This window comes from Sphaerospermopsis sp. FACHB-1194 (assembly GCF_014696235.1).
Lineage (GTDB): Bacteria > Cyanobacteriota > Cyanobacteriia > Cyanobacteriales > Nostocaceae > Sphaerospermopsis > Sphaerospermopsis kisseleviana.
The window spans coordinates 1-18,607 of sequence record NZ_JACJPU010000023.1 but is presented as its reverse complement, the minus strand read 5'-3'; the positions used below and the strand labels follow the sequence as shown (position 1 = coordinate 18,607).

Below are 18,607 nucleotides of genomic sequence, written 5' to 3'. Positions count from 1 at the left end.
ACGCAGAGAGTCAAAAAAACCTCTTTCCTACCCTTCGAGAACACCTCCGGTGAACGTGGTTCATTCTTCTATGACTTGTGCGTAACCAACCATCATTAAATAACATCCTGAAAATCCTCAAATCCTGGATATCCTGATTCAGATAAGAAACGTTTACACTAGAGTCAGAGAATCTAAAATAGCATTCCCAGTCTGAGACTGGGAACGAGAAAACGAGAAGAAGGTTTGAAAAATTATGATTGTTGTTTTTAGTGGTGCGGGACTTTCCGCAGAAAGTGGTATTCCCACTTTTAGAGGTGCTGGGGGACTGTGGGAAGGATACAAAATAGAAGATGTTGCTACACCTTTGGGTTGGATGCAAAATCAAAAATTGGTTTTGGATTTTTACGCCCAAGGTTTTGAAAAAATGCAGCAATGTCAACCTAATGCTGCTCATTTTGCGATCGCAGAATTAGCTAATCATTTTGATATGGTTTGCATTACTCAAAATATTGATACTTTATTAGAAAAAGCTGGAGTAAAAAATGTTTGGCATATTCATGGCAGAATAGATTATCAAAAATGTGAATGGCATTTTGATATTCCCCCTATGTATTCAGAATGGCAATGTGATTATAAATCACCAATAAATAAACCTGTACAATGGGGTGATTTATGTCCAAAGTGTGGTAAAAAATTACGTCCTGATGTGGTTTGGTTTGGGGAAGCTGTAGATATGCGAGTTGATGATTTATATAAAATTCAAAATCAGGTAAATGTGTTTATTGTAGTGGGAACTTCCGCACAAGTTTATCCAGCAGCAAATTTATTAAAGTTTTTTCAAAATGTACCAGTAAAATATTTTATCGATCCTCATCCCCATGCTGAATTATTAACCGGGTTTACCGTGCTTCCAGGTAAAGCTACAGAATATTTACCAGTGTTAGTAGAGTCTTTAAAGGAAAAACTTACTTAATTCCCGAAAATCTATCTCAAAATACTTACTAAAGGTATTTGTGTTTTGAGAAATTAATAGATATTGTTAGTGGAGTGCCAACGTCCTACCTGAGAAATATCTATGAACATAGATGCAATTAATTTTTTATTGCCGGCTGTGGTTTCAACGCCCATTAAAGAACCTGTACCCGTATTTTTGACGATTTTAGGGATAATGCTGATTGCACCCCTATTATTTGAAAAAATACGCCTTCCAGGTATTGTAGGTTTAATTTTGGCGGGGGTAATAGTTGGTCCTCATGGGTTGGGATTATTAGCACGGGATAGCACTATTGTCCTCTTGGGTACTGTTGGTTTGTTGTTTCTCATGTTTATGGCAGGTTTGGAAACTAGCCTGGATGACATGAAATATAACGCGGATAAGGCGTTAATTTTTGGGTTGTTGACATTTGCTATTCCGATGATCTTGGGTACGGTGGCAATGTTAGCCATAGGTTATGGTTTTTTACCTGCTATTTTGGTGGCTTCTTGTTTTGCTTCCCATACATTATTAGCTTTACCCATCGCTAGTAAATTGGGAATTATGCGATCGCAAGTTTTAACTACTACTCTCGGCGGTACTTTAATTACTAATATTTTGGCACTATTAGTATTAGCGGTAGTTGTCAGGGCGCATCAAGGTAATTTAACTTTGCAATTTTGGTTATTGTTAATTCCTTCTCTCATCATTTACACATTCCTAACTCTTTGGGGTGTTCCCCGGTTAGGAAAGTGGTTTTTTAGAAAATTTGGACATGATGAAGGGGCAGAGTTTACTTTTGTTCTCGCTACTTTGTTTGTGGTTTCTTACGGTGCAGATGTGGTCCAAATTGAACCGATTATTGGCGCTTTTTTAGCGGGGGTTGCTATTACCCAATTAATCCCCCAACTTAGTCCGTTAATGAATCGGATTCAATTTATTGGTAATACTTTATTTGTACCATTTTTCCTCATTTCTGTGGGAATGTTGGTAAATCCCAAAATTCTGATTCAAGAACCAAAATCTTTAATAGTATCAGCAGTAATGGTGACAGTTGCTATTATCGCTAAATATCTACCTGCTTGGGGTGCAGGTAAATTATTTGCTTTTAACCATGATAAAATTATGGTGATATTTGGGTTGTCAGTAGCTCAAGCTGCTTCTACCTTAGCCGCAATTACTGTTGCTTATAATATCAAATTGGTAGATCAATTAACAGTCAATGGTACAATAGCTATGATTTTAGTTACCTGTATTGCTTCTCCTTGGGTGACAGCAAAATGGGGAAAAAAAATCAAACCAGAAGATGCTACTACCCAAAAACCTCAAGGTGAAAAATTAGGAGACCGTGTTTTAGTTCCTGTAGCTAACCCCAATACTGAAGATAACTTATTAAAGTTAGCAATGATCTTAGCTAAATCTTCTGCCGGTACTTTATTACCTCTACACATTTTAATAGAACAAGGTGAACCAATCTCCCCCGCAGATAAAGCTAGACAAAATCAATTACTTTCCAATGCAGAAATGATCGCCCATGCCGCAGTTACTAAAGTTTTACCAATTGGCAGAATTGATGAATCAATTGATAAAGGAATTGCTAGAGTAGCAGAAGAAAAGCAAGCTAGTGTGATAGTCTGTGGTTGGAAAGGTTATTCAACTTACCAGGAAAATTTATTTGGTGGTGTGATTGATAAAATTGTGCAACGCAGTTCTGTACCAGTTTTAGTCAGTCGTTTTCCTTTACCTATTGAACATACATCAAGAGTATTTTTAGCTTTTACCAATCAACAAGCTAAAGCTATTTCTTTTACCCAAAATATTAAATTAGCTAAAACCTTAGCCACCGAATTAAAAGCATCTTTACAACTTTTACAAGTCGTCAGTAGCAAAGGAGTAGATATTGATTTAACTGATGGGATACCAGCAGATATCCCTGTACAAAAATTGCAGGGTAATTTTGTGAGAGAAGTTTCACGGTTACTCAAACCTAATGACTTATTATTGTTAAATGGAACTGTGGCACAAAAAAGCCAGATATTTTCCCTACTTGGTCATATTCCCGAAGCGATCGCTCATCATCATCCCAAAGTTGCAATGATGATTCTTTATTTTCCCCAGTAGTGGGTGATTGGTGATTGGTGACTGGGTAATCAATTTAAAATTTGATCTTTCCCCATCGCTAATAACCTGTTTCTCAATTAATAGCCCCTATTAATTTAAATCAAATATCCCATTTATTCAGATGAAAACTGAAAAACTAATCTGCGTTTATCTGCGTTCATCTGCGTTTTCTATTCTATATTATAAATTCCAATAAAAAATCTGACCCAGTGGGAATTTCAGTTTTTGGGTATATAAATCCCCTGGATTATCTTCAAGAATATCATAACACAACCCTGTCAGAAGTCAAGACCCTTGAAATTACGTTGAGTCATTCGCAACCATTCTCAATAATTTGAGGGTAAAAACGAGTGTTGAAACTTTTTTGGGATTTTTGGGTCAAAATCATGTTAAAAATTGTTAAGCAAAAAACGCAGATGATCAGAAAGATTTGCGATATCGCTCATAATCATCCCAAAGTTGCTATGATGATTCTTTATTTTCCAAAATCTTAGGTTACAGGTGACAGGTGACAGGTGACAGTTTTGCTATTACCAATCACCAATTACCCATTACCCATTACCCATTTATGCTTTATCCCGTTGTTTGGCAGAATAACTCAGTTTTACTCATAGATCAAACCCGTTTACCAAATGAGTATGCAGTGGTAGAAATTAATCGTAGCGAAGACATGGCCGAAGCCATTATAACTATGATAGTTAGAGGTGCGCCGGCTATTGGTGTTGCAGCTGCTTACGGGATGTATTTGGGTGCAAGGGAAATTGAAACCAGCGATCGCACGGAATTTTTAAACCGTTTAGAACAAGTCGCCCAGTTATTGCGTTCTACCCGTCCCACTGCGGTAAACTTATTTTGGGCAATTGGGAGAATGATGCAAACAGCTTATGAAACTCTGGGAACAATAGCAGAAATTAAACAAATTCTCCTAGAAACTGCCCAAACTATCAACGCTGAAGATATCCAAACCTGTGAAAAAATCGGTGATCACGGTTTAACAGTTTTACCCAAAACCCCAGAAAAGTTAATCATATTAACTCACTGTAATGCCGGTGCTTTAGCAACCGCTGGTTATGGTACTGCTTTAGGTGTAGTGCGTTCTGCTTGGAGAGAAGGAAGACTCACACGAGTATTTGCAGATGAAACCCGTCCCCGTTTACAAGGTGCAAAACTCACTGCTTGGGAATGCGTACAAGAAGGAATTCCCGTTACTGTAATTACTGATAATATGGCCGCCCATTGTATGCAACAAGGTTTAATTGATGCGGTGGTTGTCGGTGCTGATAGAATTGCTGCCAATGGAGATACTGCTAATAAAATCGGTACTTATAGTTTAGCAATTGTAGCTAAAGCTCATAATATTCCGTTCTTTGTCGCTGCACCGATTTCTACTATTGATTTTACCTTAGCTAATGGTAGTCAAATTCCTATTGAAGAACGTCATCCTTCAGAAGTTTATCAAGTTGGTGATACTGTTTTGACACCTTCAGGAGTAGAATTTTATAATCCTGCTTTTGATGTTACTCCCGCAGATTTAATTACTGCCATTATTACAGAAAATGGTGCTTTTGTTCCTGGGGAGTTGGTAAAGTGTCATCATAATTAAGATTTTCTGAAAAATTCACGGTAGGGTAAGGAAGAGTTAAAATACATGACCCACTGCATAAACGGCTCACCGTCAAAACCACCATCTACCCAGATAGTTGTCAGACGAGATACCTGGTGTGGAGATTTTTGAACTCGTGTGAGAACCTGTTTTACCCCTTCTCGCTCGCCCACATTGGCTGCTGTCACCAAGACTCGTAAGACTAACCCCAAGGTATCAACTGTCATAAATCGCTTGCGTCCCGTGATTTTCTTACCCGCATCATAGCCCACAGCTTGACTTACCATTGCTGCGCTTTTGACGCTTTGACTGTCGATAATCGCCTCTGATGGACACCGATGCCTCTGGAGTTCAATTCTTGTCCACTCGCGCAGACGGTCATGGATGTCCAACCATGTCCCATCTTTACGCCAGTTTCGGAAATATGTGTACACTGTCTGCCAGGGTGGAAAGTCCCCTGGTAATGCTCTCCATCTCACTCCTTCTACCAAGATATAAAAAATCGCGTTTAGGACTTCCCACATATCAACTTCACGCTTGCGTCCTCTAGGTTTAGGCTCTGGAATCAGGTCGCTGATTAATTCATATTGGTCACGGGTCAGGTTACTGGGGTATGCTTTACTCATACTACTCTCTGGGTCCTGTTTATTATCTATTCACAGCTTATACTGAGAGAGCTTTTTTACATCCTTTCCGACTTTTCAAACATCCTCTAAAGGTCGAAGCAACCCTAACTATCCTCCTTCATTTTATAAATACAGTACTTTTCTAGTGAATAAGACTCACGATTTACAATAATAGGGTTATCACGGTGACTTTCAGTAGGCTTACCTAACCATTCATTTGTGTAATCCAAAATTTTGGCTACGCTTTGTTGATGGCTATCTATTGCTCTTTTACCAGCTTCAAATAATTCTTCACTATTCCATACATCAAAAACAATTGTACGTTTGATAGAATTATTACCATAAAAGTAATTTACTTTTACAAAAATGCTAAAATATTTAGAGTCCATGTTTTCATTATTCTCCTTTGTTTCTATTATATTCCATGACTGTATATCCCATGACTGAACATCAAAATTAGGAGCATCTAAAACCTCTTTAGAAAAACAGTTTAATTTTTTCATCTCGTTAACATTATTTTCTTTCCATGCTTTTAAATATTTATTGGTACTTCTTTCGGGTGTATCTGCAAGAAACACTTTAAATAAACTAAACCCTATCATTCCAACTAAACACAGAAAAAAAATACCTAATGTAATTTGAATTTTTGAGAATTTATAATTATCTAAGAACTTCATTTTTAACCTCCTGAAACAATACGCTAATATAATTCAGCAATTAACATCTCGATTAATTTTCAGGGGTAGGTACTACCCCCTATCGCTTTTTATAACAGAAATTAAGCTGATTTTGGACAGCAATTCTCATTTTGAAACGAGTTTGCGCCATTTCAGCGAACCCCGGATTTGTTAAGAATTGTAAAACCCTATGAATGTAAGGGTTTAAATGTCATGAAACCTTAAAATGAGAATTGCTGCTAGACCGGGGCGCACCTATCCATCTGGTTAGTTAAAGTTTAGGACACGCTTCCGTTGCTACTACCAGCCGCTATTTGCACACTAAACCATTAGAGGGTGTTTGAAAAGTTTTTGGCAGTCAAAATTTAAGCAAGTCGCCTCACCATAATACGGATCATGGCAAGGTAGATAAAAGTCTCAGAGGTTTCGGGTAATAACTCATAATCTCTGACTAATCGCCGACACCCCATCAACCAACCGTAAGTGCGTTCCACCACCCAACGTTTTTTGAGTAAAGTAAAGCCCTTGGTCTGCTCTGGTCGAAGAACTACCTGAATAATCCAATGCCAGGGTGGAAACTCCCCTGGTAATGCTCTCCATCTCACTCCTTCTACCAAGATATAAAAAATCGCGTTTAGGACTTCCCACATATTGACTTCACGCTTGCGTCCTCTAGGTTTAGGCTCTGGAATCAGGTCGCTGATTAATTCATATTGGTCACGGGTCAGGTTACTGGGGTATGCTTTACTCATACTACTCTCTGGGTCCTGTTTATTATCTATTCACAGCTTATACTGAGAGAGCTTTTTTACATCCTTTCCGACTTTTCAAACATCCTCTAAGACTAAACCCAAGGTATCGACTGTCAGAAATCGCTTACGCCCTGTAATTTTCTTGCCTGCATCAAAGCCCACTGATTGACTCACCATTGCCGCACTTTTCACACTTTGGCTGTCGATAATCGCCTCAGACGGTAAAGAATGACGTTCGATTTCAATCCTTGTCCAATCTCGTAGGCTATCGTGGATACGCAACCATGTTCCATCCTTCCGCCAATTGCGGAAATATGTGTACACTGTCTGCCATGCTGGAAAATCCCCAGGCAAACTCCGCCATCTGACTCCTTCTACCAACACATAAAATATCGCGTTCAGGATTTCCCACATATCGACTTCACGCGGACGACCTCCTGGTTTTGGTTCTGGAATCATGTCACTTATCAATTCATACTGGTCACGAGTCAGATTGCTGGGGTATGCTTTACTCATGTTGCTTACAGGCGTGCTGTCTATTCACTATTCACAGCTTATACTGAGAGAGATTTTTTACATCCTTTCCGACTTTTCAAACATCCTCTTAGACCGTGCAGTTTTAGTTCCCACCGTAATAGGTGGAGACTTGGCATTTTTTCCAGAGGTAAAGTGAAGCAATTGTATAATTATTGAATGGCGTAATAAGTAGGTAGGCGTTAAAATTTATCGTTATGGCAAGGCAAAAGTCAAGAGGCAAAAGGCAAGAGGGAAGAGACTTTCAGGGGATTTACCTTTTGTAACATACCTCGGTTTTTTCAAGCCGACTTACTTAGTATATTCTTTATTTGGTGGACGCAGGGAAAGTAAATCTTGGGGTGAAGCTAAAAGTTTGATTTTAGCTTCTAGAATTTCCTGTTGTGGGTTGAGGATAAATAACCATAAAACATTAACACTACACCAAGAAGTGTGTGCTTTACCTGTAACTTGAATTTGGATTTTTTGATCTGCTGAATTTTCAATAATTCCTTGGTGGGGTTCGGCTTTAATGTCTTGCGCTTCTTGATGGAGATAGGAAGCGATCGCATTTCGTCCCATAACCGCAGACTCCAAAGGTGGATACATCAAACCATCTTCAGTAAATAATGCCGCAGTATTTGTAAAATCACCTGCGTTTAAAGTGGTAAAATAACGCAATATAGTTGGTTCTGTAATTCCTTCAATAGTAATATTCATATTTTTAACTGCTGGGAATGGGGAATGGGGAATTGGGAATTGGGAATTGGGAATGGGGAATTGGGTTATTAACTTCCCCCTGACTCCTGACTCCTAAAAATAAATTATTCCCAAGTAATTACCTGGGAATAAAATTGTAAAAAGACATTGAGGTTGGAAGAATATCAGCAATTAGTCAGCTAAAGGATCAACACCCATTTCTGTAACTACTTTGCGGAAAACTGTAATTTGCTGACCAAAATCTAATTCTTTGAGAGTTTGTAAAACTTGTGCGCCATCACGGGAAATCTGATAACCTGGTGGTACCGGTACTACAAAACCTTTTGCCATTAATTCTGCTAATTCGTACCAGAAAGCTAACTTAGTGTTAGCACTGAAAATACCGTAAGAGCGAGAAACTTGAGTATTTTTTTGACCAGCTAAATCACGCATCGCTTCTAACTGCTCTGCATGAGACATTTGTTTGATTTGATTCAACAAACCTTCTGCCAGTTGTAATCTAGCTGCACCTGTAGCGGCTGGGGTAATGGATTTACCCATTTCTGTGTATGCGTACCACAAAACTGCTAGTTGGTCATCAATGCTGAGGGCTTTAAATACAGCAATGGTTGAGGTGACAGTATCAATTGTTTGGTTGCTGTAGTTTAAAGCACCAGAAAAGCGGGTTGAAGCTGAATCAGAAGTGAAAGTCATTATATTCACCACAGTTTATTAACTAAATTTGTTGTTAATCAGTGGGAGGTGGGCATCACTCTGGGTTGCTTGACCTCTTGTCAACTATTTTGCATTATTTCTTAACAAAATGCAAATAAAATTTACAAATCATAGAGTTAAGGAGAACAAATAAAAAAAATGATGATATTGTGTATAATGTCAAAGCAATTTTTCTGATTAACCCCTTTGAGGTAAAAAATTACTCCTAGTCTTGCTTTGTGTACTTTGCGTACTTTGCGGTTCATTAACACAAAAAACTTAGCAACTACACCAGGAAGGAGTGTAAACATGAAAAAGTGTAGCTTAACTAGTAGTGTCATCAAAGAGAAAGCCCAAGAGATAGGCTTTCACAAAGTGGGTTTTGCTGCGGTAGAAGGGGTAGACGCTACAGAAATTCAAAAGCTGCAATCATGGATAGCAATGGGTTATCACGCTGATATGGAATGGATGGGAAACCCAAAACGTCAGGATATTAGTTTGGTAATGCCAGAAGTACGATCGCTGATTTGTGTGGCGTTAAATTATTACACACCACATCAACATCCAGAAGGGGAAGAATACGCGAAAATTTCCCGTTATGGCTGGGGAAGAGATTATCATAAGGTACTGCACAAGAAACTAAAACAACTGGCTACCTGGTTAGAATCACAGGGTGAAGGTATAAAAGCCAGATATTATGCAGACACCGGACCAGTACAAGATAAAGTTTGGGCGCAAAAAGCTGGTATTGGTTGGATTGCCAAAAATGGTAATCTCATTACAAGAGAGTATGGATCTTGGGTATTTTTAGGAGAAATATTAACTAATATTGAGTTAGAGAGCGATCGCTCTGCTACCCAACATTGCGGTAATTGTACAAGATGTATCCAAGCTTGTCCTACTGCTGCAATTACTCAACCGTTCGTAGTCGATGCTAACAGGTGCATTGCTTATCACACTATTGAAAATCGAGCAGAAACATTACCAGAAAATATTAAAACTAACTTGCATGGATGGGTTGCCGGTTGTGATATTTGTCAAGATGTATGTCCGTGGAATCAGCGTTTTGCTCAAATAACTGATGTTACAGATTTTCAACCATATCCTGAAAATTTAGCGCCCAAACTGGTAGAATTAGCACAAATCACAGATGAGGAGTGGGATAGACGATTTACAGCATCAGCTTTGCGACGCATTAAACCCAAAATGTTACGAAGAAATGCCCGCGCTAATCTTGACTCATCTAAACTAAAAAATGACTCGAAAAGTAATCATCTTTGATTTTGATGGCACAATTGCAGATACAGTAGATGCTCTTGTAACTATTGCCAATCGGTTAGCTGTAGAGTTTGGTTATGTACAAATATCTGCTAATGAACTGACTCTATTAAGGAACTTAACCTCTAGAGAAATTATTAGATATTCAGGTATATCTTTGTTTAAGATACCTTTTTTAGTGAAAAAAGTTAAAGGGGAATTAAAAAACAAAATCAAAGATTTAGAATCTATACCAGGAATTAAAGAAGCACTTACAGAACTCAAAAATAAAGAATATAGATTGGGAATTATTACTTCTAATTCTCAAGAAAATGTAAGTGCATTTCTCAAATGTCATGATTTAGATTATTTATTTGAATTTATTCACTCAGGAGTAACAATTTTTGGGAAAACAACTATAATTAATAATGTATTAAGACAAAAGCAAATCAAACCACAAATAGTAATTTATGTGGGAGATGAAACCAGAGATGTAGAAGCAGCCAAAAAAGCTAATATTAAAGTAGTTGCTGTTACTTGGGGTTTTAATTCTCCTGAAGCACTAGCTAAGGAAAATCCTGATTTTTTAATTAATCATCCTAGTGAACTATTAGAAGTAATCAAAAATTGCTAAGAGGTTGTTTGAAAACTTGAGAATCTATTGAGTCTCAAGGAACAATAACAGGGGATGTCAAACGCATTCCTACTTGGCCTTACCAACTTTTATCAGTAATCAGTCATTAGGGTTTGCCGAAAATATAAAATTATTATGAGAGCGAGAATTGAAAATAATGTTTTATTTATTCACCATGAGGATGTACCAGAATTTAAAAAAGGTAGTTCGGTGGTCAGAAATTCTTATTTTTGGGCTTTACGTTCTATTGCTGGTCGTGCTAGACGTGGTAGTGATTGGGAATATGAGTTTGAGGTTTGGTTAGCGTTGGCGCGGATGTTGATGTCTTTTACTGAGTCGGGATATTTGGGATATAGAGAAACTATTTTAGAGTTTCCCTTATCCCAAGGTGAGATTCCTAGTATTTTACGGGATGTGGGAACTTGGGAATAACGAAGGCAAGAGGCAGAAGGCAGGAGTCCGTTTTTGTCAGGGGTATTTATACCCCACTTCAAAAAATTTTCGCCTTTAAATGCGTGGTTGTATACCCGATGTTTATGATACTTTGCGAAAAGAATATTGTGGGTTTGAATATTAAGAAATAGGTTCAAAAACCATTTGGGGTATTAATATTTGATCTTGGATTTTTCCAACTCCTAAAAAGCGGTTGTCTTGTTCATAAACTCTTACTAAATCTGAAATTTCGAGATTTACAGGAACTTTCTGTCCTTGACACCATTTTTTGGCTAATGTGTCTGGTAGGCTTACGGGTGATAGTTGTTGTAATGCTGCATCTGAGGAGATGGTTTGAAATGTGCCGGTTTGCAGTTGGTTTTCTATGTCTGTGAAGGTGAGGCTGTTTTCTAAGTAAAATCCGCTGCTTTCTGTTCTGGTTAAGGCGGCGAGGGTTGCTCCTGTGTTTAAAAGTATGCCTAAGTCACGGGCGATCGCTCTAATATATGTTCCTGCACCACAGGCGATCGCCAAATCCAATTCCGGGAAATCACTATCACGCCAGTCTAAAATCTCTATTTTTAATACTTCTACCGTTCTCACTGGTGCTTGCACAATTTCTCCTTGACGTGCTAAATCATACAGACGTTTACCTTCAACTTGAATCGCACTATAACTAGGGGGAATTTGCTCAATTTTACCGATAAATTGGGGTATTTCGGTTTCTATGGCGGTTAATTTTAAGCCAGGACAAGGTTGAGAGGTGATAACTTCCCCTTGTAAATCATCAGTAGTAGTACGCACCCCAAAACGCACGGTAGCTTTATAAGCTTTTTCACCGGGTAAATATTGTAATAATCTGGTGGCTTTACCCAAAGCGATGGGTAAAACTCCTGTAGCTGCTGGATCTAAAGTTCCTGCGTGTCCCACTCGTTTTAAACGCAACAGTTTTCTGACTCGTGCTACGCAGTCATGGGAAGTCCAGTCATCAGGTTTGTTTAAATTGATAAAACCCTGCACAAATAATTCGTAATTGTTAATTAGAAATAGAGCCTACGGAACGCTGGCGCGAACGTAATTAATTATATAGCATTTTCTATTTAATTACAGTGTAGGAATAAAGAGTTAAACAAACAACATCACTAAAAAATCAACAAATGTAGTAGGGAAACACCAATATTTAATATCCAAAATCCCCATCTGACTATAGTTAAAGAGAGTTTTTTTTTGGGTATAGCTGGTTGATGATTATGCTCTAATATTGGTGCTAACTGTAGAGTGTTCAGAGATTTTACGAGACTTAAACCTAAAGATTGACTAGAAATAGTTTGAGCATAACCAGCGTTGAGGTAGGGAAGATATTGTGGTTTTTGATATACAAAAGTTTGGAAAAAAGGCAAACTTAAAGAATTGATGTAAGCACGCGATTGTGAAGCATTACCAACCATGTCTGGGGGTAATGCTATTTGTTGACTTCCAGGGTTACTATTACCAATGCTAGAAAAATGAGTTGCACCAACAAGCATAACAAGATATTTGTGGGGATTAGTTAACCAAGAAAAAGGTAGGATTTGTTCATATAAAGCTGGTGCTACAGTATCTTCACTGCTACCAATAAACATCACAGGAGTTTGCATTTGATTTAAACCAGATTCACCAAATATAGAACTGGTGATGGGGTTAACAGCTATCGCGGCTTTTATTCTCTGATCTCGTAAATTAATATTCTCTTGTTGTGTAGATTTATTTTGCAATTCCAAAGCGCGACATTGCAACAATAAAGACATATTCCAGGTATCTTGTAGCTCATCTGGTTGACAATCTTTTTGTAGTTGTTGAAAGTTGATTTTTGCCCCGGCTAAAGCTAATGCAGTATAACCACCAAAAGACTGACCAAATATTCCCACTTGTTGCAGATTTAATTTACCTTTAAATTCACCATCAGACTGGTTAGCTTTTTCTAGTTTATCTAATATATATTTTATATCTAAAGGTCTATTAATAAATTCATTTGCTTCTTGTAGTTTCCTATTATTTCTATTGTTGAAAAATAGATGAGGATGATTAGGGACAACAACGGCAAATCCATGAGATGCTAAGTGTTTGGCTAAATAACGAAAGTTACTGCTATCTAAACCCAAGCCGTGAGAAATCACAATTACTGGTGTGGTATTTTGAAGATTGGGAATATAAATATCCGTTAATAAATGTCGATCTCTGGTGATATCAAAAAATTCCAGCGTAGATTTTTTAAATGTAAAAATACCAGGATTTTGTAAATTTGCTAAGAAGGATAAATTTTTCTTGGGAATAGTAGCAGCTTCTATTTTTGATTGTTGTTGAAGTATGGCGATCGCTTGCTGAGTTTCACTAATTATATTTTCCAGTTCACCAGCTATCTCTAAGCTATCAGCTAAGTTAAGACGAATACTACTGCTAGGATAATTGCGTAATAAATTTAATAACGTTAATCCTTCTGGTTCCCCAGACGCTGAAATAATCGCAGTACGTAAATCCTCAATCTCTGAATCATTTTGAGGAGATTTAGCTGTAATTAATTTAGCCAAACGTTGCAGCATAAATTCCCCTTGCTGGGTGTGGAGAAATTGTGACGCAACTGCGGGAGTAATTTTGACATTACTAAGTAAAATTTTGCGTAATTTTTGCAGTTTATCAGATGAAATATATTGTTGATAAACTGCTAATTTATCATCAATTATTCCTGTTTTTGTATAGGTTTCTAAACTCATCACAGGAATAGGAATTTCCAGGATAGAATAAGCAGCGTAAATTTGCTCTGCTGCCATCACAGAATTACTCATTCCAAATGTTGGCAGCAACATTGAAAGCACCAGCAATAAGAATTTTTTTTTCCAGCTGCTGGAAAAGTTACCAAACAAACTATTCATCGCTCAAATGTTTCCGTGATGTTGTCTAGCGAGGCGTTAAATTTGGTAGTTATTAAAACACCCTGTTGATTAATTTATATACTATTGATTACATCTGTGTTCTGGATAGTTTTGAGCTTTTTTTGTCTGCTGAAATAAAAATTTAGCTATTCAATCATTAGAGCAATTTGTACCTAAATGGATGTGGGTCTATTGATTTATATAGATATATATTGAAAATTTTAGTAAATAAAAAAAACTCTTGCCTCAGTGTTTATGATGTAGCTTTCTAGAGTAAATAAATCTAAACCTTGTGAAAATTTTTGTAAAAATTATGTTTTTTGTATTGCATGAGACTGCAAAATCAAATATCTTTGTTTTTGAACAGTAACTCAACATTAAAAAACCTCAGACTCAAATCATCGACTTCTTCAAGAAGTCAGGGATCTATCCACAGATTATTTTACGTTTAATTATGTTGATCTATTTAGAGAAGAACTATTTGAAAAAACTTCGGAAATTCTGAATTTTCCAGTAAATTCTATTTTGCAGACTTACCCAAGGCGATCGCCACTGAACCAGAAACAACTAATAAAGCGCCAATAATTCCTATTAAGGTAATATTTTCTGGGGGAATAAGCTGGGGAAAAATACCCGCTACCAACTCCACAGCTATTAAAGTGACAATGGGAGCTAAAGCTAAAACTGCACTGACTCTGGAAGCTTCCCAATGTTCTAAAGATTCAGCAAAAGAACCATAAGCAATTAAAGTATTTAAACCACAAAATAATAACATTGATAAATGCAGAAAATCGAGATTAAAAATTTTATAGACTTTGGTAAATGGCGTAAATAATAAAGCACAGCCGCCATAAATAATTAGCATAATATGATAAGATGATAAAGATTGTAATAGTTGCTTTTGTGCCAAGGCATAAATAGCCCAGCAAACAGCACCTAATACAAGTAATCCACTACCTACAAGATATTGTCCTTGGGCTGTAATTAAATTGGTAATTTGAGCTTTAAAAAATAATAAAAACCCTAAAGTTAAGACACTAACACCAAACCATTGCCATAATGTATAACGTTCTCTAAAAATAACTAAACCCCCAAAACCTAATAACACAGTAGATAACTGAATAATTACTTCTGCATTACTGGCAGTTGTTAATGCTAAACCTTGCATGAAGAGAAAATAATTACCTCCCAAAAATATTGTCGCTATTGCTAATAATTTTCCCGAACTAGAACGTAATTGTTCGATTGTTGGTAATTTTTTTTGTACAAACAAATAAATTGCCAGCAATATAAACGACATCAAAAACCGAAACCAAATAACGGTATAGACATCTAAAACTTGTAGTGTTACCTTTAAGGCAATTGGTAAAATTCCCCATAAAAACACCGTAAGTAACGATAAACTTAGTCCTAAACGCCAGCGGACGGAAGTTTGATGTATCATATTAATTTCATGGGATTATTTATCATATATTTTAGGTTTGGGAATGGGGAATAGGAAAAAAGTGATTATGAGTCATTAACCCGTGATGATATCATTTTGTTAAAAGAATACAAGGGGAGCATCCCAAATGTGTAAATTTATTTTTATCTAACGACATAAAATGATCCAAGGGTCTGATATGATTGAACCGCAAAGGGCGCAAAGGACACAAAGGTAAGAGAGTTAAGCGAGAGTTTTTGGTGTGGGTGCGTTTATTTTCGCAAAATTGGTATGCTCCCAATACAAGTGAGATCACCTGCGGATTCAGGATTGAAGAATAGATAATTACTTCCTGCCATTGATTATGTGATCCGGGTATATTTTAACATGATTAATCATTAGTAATTCATAATTCACAATTTAAAACATCATTTACAAGGGTTTGATTCCCTGTACTGCTTTCAGCGGACTGGTTTCAAGTAGATTTTAAATCATTATTTGTCACCTAATTATGAATTATTAATTATCAATTATGAATTTTTCATATTACTCCTTTAACATCTCTAATAACTGTGCCTCATTTAACTGTTTAATTCCTAAAGATTGCGCTTTTTCTAATTTAGATCCTGCATCAGCACCTACAACTAAAAAATCAGTTTTTTTACTCACAGAGTCAGTGACTTTCCCACCAGCTTTTTGAATTAATGCTTTTGCTTCATCGCGTTTTAAATTAGGTAAAGTACCCGTTACCACAAAGGTTTTACCTGCAATATTGGGATTAATTTCACTTGTTATTTTCGGTGTTTCGATGTTAGCTAATTGTAACCCAATGGCTTGAAGACGAGAAATTAAAGTTTGATTTGCACTGATGCGAAACCACTGAGAAACTGATTGGGCAATTTCTGCACCGATACCATAAACACCTTCTATATCAGATTGTTTTGCAGCGGCTAATTTTTCCACGGTGGTAAATTTCTCGGTTAATAATTGGGCGTTGACGCTACCTACATGACGAATGCCTAAACCATATAATACCCTGGACCAAGGTTGATTTTTGGATTGAGCGATCGCACTGATTAATTTTTGCGCTGACTTTTTCCCCATCCTTTCTAATGCACATAACTTGTCTTCTGTCAATTCGTATAAATCGCCAACAGAATGGACTAAACTTTTATCTACCAGTTGATGCACCAGTTTTTCACCCATTCCTTTAATATCTAAAGCATCCCGACTTACCCAATGTTCAATCTCTCCTTTGAGAATGGCAGGACAGGAAGCATTTACACATCTAGTAACAGCTTCTCCTGATTCTCGCACCACCGGTTGACCACATACAGGACAATGGGTAGGCATGATAAAAGGTTCGGTATTTGCAGGGCGTAGTTCTTTAATTACCCGTACTACTTCCGGGATAATTTCCCCAGCTTTGCGAACAATGACAGTATCACCAATACGGATATCTAATTGCTGAATGCGATCGCTATTATGTAATGTAGCACGGGAAACAGTAGTACCTGCTAATTGTACGGGGCGCATTTCCGCCAAAGGTGTTAATGCTCCGGTTCTGCCTACATTGACAGTAATATTTTCTACACGAGTAGGCGCTTCCTCGGCTGCATATTTGAGAGCGATCGCCCAACGGGGAAACTTCTGTGTAAACCCTAGTTGTTCTTGCAGCTTAAAAGCATTCAATTTTACCACCACCCCATCCGTCATATAGGGTGAATTTAGCCGTTCCGTGTCCCAATATTGGTAATATTCCGCAACTTCACTGAGAGAATGACAGAGTTTATGATTAGTATCAACGCGAAAGCCTAGCCTTTGTAACAATTCCAAAGCTTCCCATTGGGTATTAGCAATACTAGCATCATCCAAACCGGGAATATGCAGAGTATAAGCAAAGAAATCTAATTGACGTTGGGCAACAATACGCGAATCTAACTGTCTTAACGTACCAGCTACAGCATTACGCGGATTGGCAAATAACTGTTCACCTGCTTTTTGCCTTTTCTCATTAATTTGTTTAAACACTTCCAAAGGTAAAAATACCTCTCCCCGTACTTCCACCTTTTCAATTTCTGCCAAACCGTCAAAATTCAAACGTAAGGGAATAGAGCGAATAGTCCGCACATTTTGGGTAATATCTTCACCCATCACCCCATCACCCCTAGTTGCACCTCTTACCAGAATACCATTTTGGTAAGTCAACGCCAAAGCCGCACCATCAATTTTCAATTCCGCTACATAGTCCGCTTCCCCCAGAGAATACTGAGGTGGTATGTGTCGCTGCCAACGTTGATCCCAATTTTGCAACTCTTCAACATTAAAAGCATTTTCCAAACTATATAGAGGTATATTATGCCGTACTGATGTAAAATGAGTTGCTGGTCGTTCACCCACACGCTGAGTAGGACTATCAGGAGTGATTAATTCTGGATATTTCGTTTCTAATTCCTGTAATTCTCGATACAGTCGGTCATAAACCGTATCTTCCATTATTGGTGCATCGAGGACATAGTAAGCATAGCTGGCTTGTTGTAATAAACGTCGCAATTCTTCTACACGTTTAGCTTCAGGGTGGGTTTGGATCATAAAACTCATAGCAAAATATCTAGTAAATAATTAATAATTATCCGATACAAAAAAGCTAACTAATGCTAACAAAAGTTGGCTTTTTCTTCCTGTTTCACCCTAGCAGTGTCGGCACTATCTAGTCCACAGGCTAACACGATCAATCTGACCGCTTCTTGTTTTAAATTAATCGCAGCGTTTAAATCTCTGTCAATCTCAAAGCCACAACTATCACATTTAAACACTCTTTGAGATAATGAGAGTGATGATTTCTTTTCTCCACAAGTTGAGCAAGTCTTGCTACTGGGATAATATCTATCCACAATTACTAACTTACTACCATACAGTTGTGTTTTATATTCTAGCTGCCTTCTAAATTGATAAAAGCCCATATCGGCTATAGCTTTTGATAATTTCCCATTTGCTAACATCCCAGATACATTCAAATCTTCTATCCCTATCACCGCGTGGTTTTTGCTAATATAGGTAGTAATTTTGTGTAATGTATCTTTTCTGATGTTGGCTATTTTTTGGTGTAATCTTGCTATTTTGATTTGGGCTTTTCTATAATTATTTGAACCTCTTTGTTTATGACGGTTCAAATATTGCATTCTTGCTAACTTTTTCTCATACTTTTTATAACTTTTTACTCCATCAAATACTTCTCCTGTTGATAATATTGCTAGATGATTTATTCCTAAATCAACTCCTACAAACTCTT

Annotated in this window: 15 protein-coding genes and 2 pseudogenes; 6 read left to right on the top strand and 11 right to left on the bottom strand. The window is 37.3% G+C overall.

All coding sequences use genetic code 11. The features are described 5' to 3' along the window. Positions 1 to 235: 235 nt before the first annotated feature. The 3 genes from H6F45_RS14460 to mtnA all read left to right on the top strand — a co-directional run bounded on the left by H6F45_RS14460 (position 236) and on the right by mtnA (position 4,679). Positions 236 to 955 (top strand): Sir2 family NAD-dependent protein deacetylase, encoded by a 720-nt coding sequence (locus H6F45_RS14460; RefSeq protein WP_190347511.1) that lies wholly within the window; start codon positions 236 to 238, stop codon positions 953 to 955. Positions 956 to 1,057: 102 nt separating this feature from the next. After that, positions 1,058 to 3,076 (top strand): cation:proton antiporter, encoded by a 2,019-nt coding sequence (locus H6F45_RS14455; RefSeq protein ID WP_190347510.1) that lies wholly within the window; start codon positions 1,058 to 1,060, stop codon positions 3,074 to 3,076. A 568-nt stretch (positions 3,077 to 3,644) separates the two neighbouring features. After that, positions 3,645 to 4,679, top strand: coding sequence for an S-methyl-5-thioribose-1-phosphate isomerase (gene mtnA, locus H6F45_RS14450; protein WP_190347544.1), 1,035 nt, complete (start codon positions 3,645 to 3,647; stop codon positions 4,677 to 4,679). A gap of 44 nt (positions 4,680 to 4,723) precedes the next feature. Here mtnA and H6F45_RS14445 read toward each other — a convergent pair. The 6 genes and pseudogenes from H6F45_RS14445 to H6F45_RS14420 all read right to left on the bottom strand — a co-directional run. Next, a pseudogene (locus H6F45_RS14445) lies at positions 4,724 to 5,305 on the bottom strand (IS5 family transposase); the annotation flags it as partial. 104 nt (positions 5,306 to 5,409) lie between these two features. Continuing rightward, positions 5,410 to 5,982 carry a hypothetical protein gene (locus tag H6F45_RS14440; RefSeq protein WP_190347364.1) on the bottom strand — a complete coding sequence of 191 codons (573 nt, stop codon included), beginning with the start codon at positions 5,980 to 5,982 and terminating at the stop codon, positions 5,410 to 5,412. 365 nt (positions 5,983 to 6,347) lie between these two features. Next, entirely contained in the window at positions 6,348 to 6,734 is a 387-nt protein-coding gene (locus H6F45_RS14435) for a transposase (protein WP_190347509.1), read from the bottom strand. A gap of 87 nt (positions 6,735 to 6,821) precedes the next feature. Then, a pseudogene (locus H6F45_RS14430) lies at positions 6,822 to 7,250 on the bottom strand (IS5 family transposase); the annotation flags it as partial. A 309-nt stretch (positions 7,251 to 7,559) separates the two neighbouring features. Further along, a complete protein-coding gene (locus H6F45_RS14425) occupies positions 7,560 to 7,967 on the bottom strand; it encodes a ketosteroid isomerase family protein (protein WP_096572500.1) in 408 nt (135 codons plus the stop codon). A gap of 171 nt (positions 7,968 to 8,138) precedes the next feature. Beyond that, the gene (locus H6F45_RS14420; RefSeq protein WP_137668631.1) at positions 8,139 to 8,660 is read right to left on the bottom strand and encodes an orange carotenoid protein N-terminal domain-containing protein; all 522 of its coding nucleotides are present in this window, start codon (positions 8,658 to 8,660) and stop codon (positions 8,139 to 8,141) included. A 309-nt stretch (positions 8,661 to 8,969) separates the two neighbouring features. Here H6F45_RS14420 and queG point away from each other — a divergent pair, with 309 nt between their 5' ends. The 3 genes from queG to H6F45_RS14405 all read left to right on the top strand — a co-directional run bounded on the left by queG (position 8,970) and on the right by H6F45_RS14405 (position 10,983). Next, positions 8,970 to 9,941 carry a tRNA epoxyqueuosine(34) reductase QueG gene (queG, locus tag H6F45_RS14415; RefSeq protein WP_190347508.1) on the top strand — a complete coding sequence of 324 codons (972 nt, stop codon included), beginning with the start codon at positions 8,970 to 8,972 and terminating at the stop codon, positions 9,939 to 9,941. Next, the gene (locus tag H6F45_RS14410; protein WP_096572503.1) at positions 9,916 to 10,551 is read left to right on the top strand and encodes an HAD-IA family hydrolase; all 636 of its coding nucleotides are present in this window, start codon (positions 9,916 to 9,918) and stop codon (positions 10,549 to 10,551) included. The genes queG and H6F45_RS14410 overlap by 26 nt, the downstream gene beginning before the upstream one ends. 135 nt (positions 10,552 to 10,686) lie before the next feature. Next, positions 10,687 to 10,983, top strand: a complete 297-nt coding sequence (locus H6F45_RS14405) for a hypothetical protein (RefSeq protein WP_096572906.1) — start codon at positions 10,687 to 10,689, stop codon at positions 10,981 to 10,983. Positions 10,984 to 11,124: 141 nt separating this feature from the next. Here H6F45_RS14405 and truB read toward each other — a convergent pair whose 3' ends face one another. The 5 genes from truB to H6F45_RS14380 all read right to left on the bottom strand — a co-directional run. Further along, positions 11,125 to 12,003 (bottom strand): tRNA pseudouridine(55) synthase TruB, encoded by an 879-nt coding sequence (truB, locus tag H6F45_RS14400; protein WP_137668634.1) that lies wholly within the window; start codon positions 12,001 to 12,003, stop codon positions 11,125 to 11,127. 122 nt (positions 12,004 to 12,125) lie between these two features. After that, positions 12,126 to 13,892 carry an alpha/beta hydrolase gene (locus H6F45_RS14395; RefSeq protein WP_137668635.1) on the bottom strand — a complete coding sequence of 589 codons (1,767 nt, stop codon included), beginning with the start codon at positions 13,890 to 13,892 and terminating at the stop codon, positions 12,126 to 12,128. A gap of 520 nt (positions 13,893 to 14,412) precedes the next feature. Next, a complete protein-coding gene (locus H6F45_RS14390) occupies positions 14,413 to 15,336 on the bottom strand; it encodes a DMT family transporter (RefSeq protein ID WP_190347507.1) in 924 nt (307 codons plus the stop codon). A gap of 525 nt (positions 15,337 to 15,861) precedes the next feature. Then, entirely contained in the window at positions 15,862 to 17,907 is a 2,046-nt protein-coding gene (gene ligA / locus H6F45_RS14385; protein WP_190347506.1) for an NAD-dependent DNA ligase LigA, read from the bottom strand. 65 nt (positions 17,908 to 17,972) lie between these two features. Beyond that, positions 17,973 to 18,607, bottom strand: a 635-nt coding sequence (locus H6F45_RS14380) for an RNA-guided endonuclease TnpB family protein (RefSeq protein ID WP_190347505.1), incomplete at its 5' end; no start/stop codon positions are given.